The sequence below is a fragment of the Lysobacter enzymogenes genome, assembly GCF_017168095.1.
Taxonomy (GTDB): Bacteria; Pseudomonadota; Gammaproteobacteria; order Xanthomonadales; family Xanthomonadaceae; genus Lysobacter; species Lysobacter enzymogenes_D.
The window spans coordinates 1-4,530 of sequence record NZ_LXSD01000100.1 but is presented as its reverse complement, the minus strand read 5'-3'; the positions used below and the strand labels follow the sequence as shown (position 1 = coordinate 4,530).

3 protein-coding genes are annotated in these 4,530 nt (G+C 73.5%); all 3 read right to left on the bottom strand.

Annotated elements, in window-relative coordinates; translation table 11 throughout:
• Window positions 1-52: 52 nt before the first annotated feature.
• Window positions 53-1,471 (bottom strand): amino acid permease, encoded by a 1,419-nt coding sequence (locus A7A76_RS02835; protein WP_206409774.1) that lies wholly within the window; start codon window positions 1,469-1,471, stop codon window positions 53-55.
• A gap of 106 nt (window positions 1,472-1,577) precedes the next feature.
• On the bottom strand, window positions 1,578-4,043 hold the full coding sequence (lnt, locus tag A7A76_RS02830; RefSeq protein ID WP_206409773.1) for an apolipoprotein N-acyltransferase: 2,466 nt from the start codon (window positions 4,041-4,043) through the stop codon (window positions 1,578-1,580).
• Between the two features lie 25 nt (window positions 4,044-4,068).
• Window positions 4,069-4,530: hypothetical protein (locus tag A7A76_RS02825; protein WP_206409772.1), on the bottom strand; the 462-nt coding region annotated here is incomplete at its 5' end.

Below are 4,530 nucleotides of genomic sequence, written 5' to 3'. Positions count from 1 at the left end.
CGAAGCCGGCCACGCCGCCGGCGGCCAGCGCTGAGCGCGACGCGCGACGCGCTCAGCCGGCGTCGGCGGGCGCGTTCGCCAGCTTGCTGTGGCGGATACCGTATCCGAAGTACAGCGCGCAGCCGATCAGCAGCCACAGCGCGAAGCGCTCGTAGGTGACCCACGGCAGCCCCGAGATCAGCCACAGCGAAAAGCCGATCCCGATCAGCGGCACCCACGGCGCGAACGGGGTGCGGAACGGCCGCTCCAGCTCGGGCCGGGTCCGGCGCAGCACCAGCACCGCGCTGCAGATCACCACGAACGCGCACAGCACGCCGATGTTGACCAGCTTGGCCAGCTCTTCCAGGGTGAACAGCCCCGCCGCCAGCGCCGCCACCGCGCCGATCAGCCAGGTGGTGCGCCACGGCGTGCGCCAGCGCGGATGGGTCTGGCCGAACCAGCGCGGCAGCAGGCCGTCGCGCGCCAGCGCGAACCAGATCCGCGCGCCGGCCATCAGGTTGGCGAAGATTACGCTGGTGATCCCGCACACCGAGGCCAGCGAGATCGCCACCATCACCCGCGGCTGGCCGATCGCGGCGAAGGCGTTGGCCACCGGCGCGTCGTTGTCGAGCGTGGCGTAGGGCACGATCCCGGTCAGCACCAGGCAGATGCCGACGTAGAGCGTCATCGCGATCGCCAGCGACAGCACCACCGCGCGCGGCAGGTCGCGCTGCGGGTCGATCGCCTCCTCGGCCGCGGTGGTCATCATTTCGTAGCCGAACACGGCGAAGAACACGATCGAGGCGCCGGTCACCACGCCGCCGAAGCCGAACGGCATGAACGGCTGCCAGCGCGCCGGGTCGACGAACGCCGCGCCGGCGACGATCACCAGCGCGGCCGCGCCGATCTTGATCGCCACCACCACGGTGTTGAAGCGCGCGCCGGCCTGGGTGCCGAACGCCAGCAGCGCGGTGATCGCCAGCGCCACGAACACCGCCGGCAGGTTGACGATCTGCCCGGGCGCGTCGCCGAAGTACGCGCCGCGCGCCCACAGCGGCAGCTCGACCCCGGCCGCCGCCAGCAGCGCCTGCACATAGCCCGACCAGCCCACCGCCACCACCGCGGCGATCAGCGCGAATTCCAGCAGCAAGTCCCAGCCGATCAGCCAGCCGGCGAACTCGCCGAGCACCGCGTAGCCGTAGGTGTAGGCGCTGCCCGAGACCGGGATCAGCCCGGCGAACTCGGCGTAGCACAGCGCCGCCGCCGCGCTGGCGACCCCGGCGATGAGGAAGGACAGCACCACCGCCGGCCCGGCGTGGCCGGCGGCGACGGTGCCGGTCAGCACGAAGATGCCGATGCCGATGATCCCGCCCAGGCCGATCGCGGTGAGATGCCACAGCCCCAGCACCCGCTGCAGCTCGCCGCGCGCCTGCGCCTGGCGTTGCAGCTGTTCGACCGATTTGCGGCGCAACAGGCGGGCGGTGAGGTTCATCGAAGCTCCCGGCGGCGAAGGTCCGGGCGATGCTCGCACCCGCATCGCGCGGCGGACTAGTCGCGCTTGCGCGGCTGCGGCGCGGAAGTCCGCACAATGGCCGCGGCTACCCCGTCGCCAGCAACCGCACCGCCAGCCACGCCGGCACGCCGAGGTAGAACGCCAGCCGCCCCAGCCATTCCAGCGCGTCGCGCACCGCCGCTGCCTGCGCCGGGCGCAGCGCCGCGGCGAGCGCCGCGGCGGTTTCGATCGCGATCCGCAACAACGCCGCGAACAGCATCAGCCCGATCGACCACGACGCCCACCAGATCAGCAAGCCGCTGAGGTAGGCGCCGAGCCCGTAGCTGTAGTACTCGCCGAAGGTGCCGCCGAAGGCGATGACCTGATGCAGGCGGAACGCGACCAGCGCCAGCAGCAGCGGGAACAGCGCGAACTTGAGCAGGCCATGATCGAGCCGCGGCCGGCGCGCATCCGCGCGGGCCTGGAGAAAACCGGCCCAGGCCGCGGCGAAACGGCCGTCCCAGCCGATCGGCGCGCCGCTGGCGGCGAGCAGGTGTTGCAAGGCGCGCGGGCCGGCCACCGCGACGCTGCGCGTCCACAGCGGCCCCGCGGCCAGGCGCACATCGACGCCGCTGCGCGGCAGCGCGATACGCCAGGGCCGCAGCGCGGCCAACGAGGCCAGCGGCAGTTCGATGCGCTGCCGGCGTTGCTCCAGCACCCAGGTCGCGCCTTCGACCCGCGCCTGCGCGGCGAACGCGCGCTCGATCGCCCATGTAGCCAGCGCGGGCGCGACCACCATCGCGGCGAACAGCCGCAGCTGCGCCAGCGACTGAACCTGCAAACCGATGCGCGCGACCATGTCGTAGGCCAGCCACAGCAGACCCACGCCGGCGCACAGCCTCAGCGCGGCGGCCAGCGCCCGCCACGGCGGCGTCAGCACCACCACATCGAGCGTCGTCGCTGCCAGCGCAGGCGCGGCGGCGGCGCGGCGGCGCGAGGCGCGCCACAGCGACAGCGCGGCCAGGGCGAGCAGCCACACGGCGCCCGCGCGTCCGACCCAGTCGCCCCAGCGCACCATCAGCGTCGGCGCCGGATCGCGCGCGCCGATGACGGCCGTCAGCACCGCCTGATCGCCGGTCGCGGTGCTCGCCAGCACCTCGCCGCTGTCGTCGATGATCGCGCTGAGCCCGTTGGTGGTGACGCGCACCTGCGGCAGCCGCGTCTCGATGCTGCGGAACGCCGCGACCGCCAGATGCAGGCGCGCGCCCATCGGGTAGTCGGTGAACCACGAATCGTTGGACATCCCGAGGATCGCCTGCGCGCCGAGGCGGGCGCCGGCGATGGCCAGGTCGGGATGCACGTCGTCCAGGCAGATCAGCGGCACCACCTCGACCTCGCGGCCGTCGGCGCTGCGCAGCGGCAGCACCCGCGCGCCGTCGCCGGCGCGCCAGCCGCCGGTCCACGGCAGCGCGCGCCGCAGCCACGGGCTGTCCAGCCACGCCGGCACGGTCTCGGTCAGCGGGAACGGATGGGTCTTGCGATAGAAGCCGAGCAGGCCGCGGCCGGGTTCGAGGAAGGCGGCCGCGTTGTATTCGCCTTCGGCGTCGCGGTCGTAGGTGCCGAACACCAGCGGCACGCCGGCGTGTTCGACGAAGCCTTGCAGTTCGCGATCGAGCTCGGCGCCGTCGGCGCTGCGCGGGTGGCCGAAGCTGGTGGGATACACGGTTTCCGACCATAACAGCACGTCCGCGCCGTGGTCGCGGATCGCCGAGGCCGACAGCGCGTAGTGGGTGTCGAGCACCTTGCGCACCACCGCATACGCGCCGATCTGCCGGCGCAGGCGTTCGTAATCGGTGATGCTGGCCTGGACCATGGCCACGCGCAGCGACGGCGCGGGCGGCGGCGGCGCTTGCAGGGCCGCGCGCCGTGCGAGGCCGTAGCCGGTCATGCAGGCGAGGATCAGCGCGGCCGCCGCCAGCGGCTTCGCCAGCGCGCGCACGCCGCGACGGCGTTGTTCGATGGCCAGCGCCAGCGCTTCGTTGACCAGCAGCAGCAACACGCTCAGGCCCGCGGCGCCGCCGAGATCGGCGACCTGGCGCAACACCGCCGACGGATACAGGCCGTGCCCGAGCGTATCGCCCAGCAATTTCGGCGCCAGCCACTCGCAGGCCACCCACGCCGACGCCGCGGCCAGCGCGCGCAGCACCGGCCCGAAGCGGCGCCCGGCCCACTGCCGCACCAGCGCGAAGGCGAGGAACTGCGGCTGCAGCACCGGCGCCAGCACCAGCATCGCTGCGGTGGCGCTGGCCGCGCCCAGGCCGAGGTAGGCGCCGATCGCCGCGCCGAACCAATACAACACCGCGGCCACGAAGGCGACGCTCATCAACGCGCCGCCGGCCAGCGCGCGCAGCATCGTGGTGTCGCGCTGCAGCGTCAGCAGCCACGGCACCAGCGCGACGAAGCCCAGGCCCCAGGCCGCGCCGCCGCGAGCATACAGACCGAACAAGACCGCACTGGCGACGATGCCGGCGAAGCTGCGCCAGCGCGCCCAAGACCACCGCTCGTGGATCAAAGTCGAAACGCTCCGTGTCGCGGTGTCAGTGCGGGGGAATCCGGATCGGCCGCAGCGGCAGCCCGGGCGGCGCGAGGTCCGGCGGCACGATCCGGTCCTGCGGCATCGCCCGCGGCCGCCCTTGCGCATCGCGCAGGACGAAGCCGGGCGCGAACATCAGCACCGGTTCGATCGCCACGCCTTCGTCGGTGACCTGATGGTGACGGACATAGCCCGGAGGCAGTTCGAAATCCTCGGGTACCGCCAGCCCGGCCAGCGGCGGGCTGGTGCCGGGCGGATTGAACGCGCCCAGGCCGGTGCGCACGCCCGCCTGCTGCAAGGCAGTGATGACCTGCGCGCCGGTGGGTTCGGGATCGCCGGGGCGGAAGTACGCGGCGAGGTCGTCGGGATCGTTGCTGGGCATCGACGGCTCCTGCGCGGGCTGCGCTGGCGAACGCGGGGCCGGCGCGCGCCCCGCGGGGCCCGCGTCGGCCGCGCGTTCGCCGGG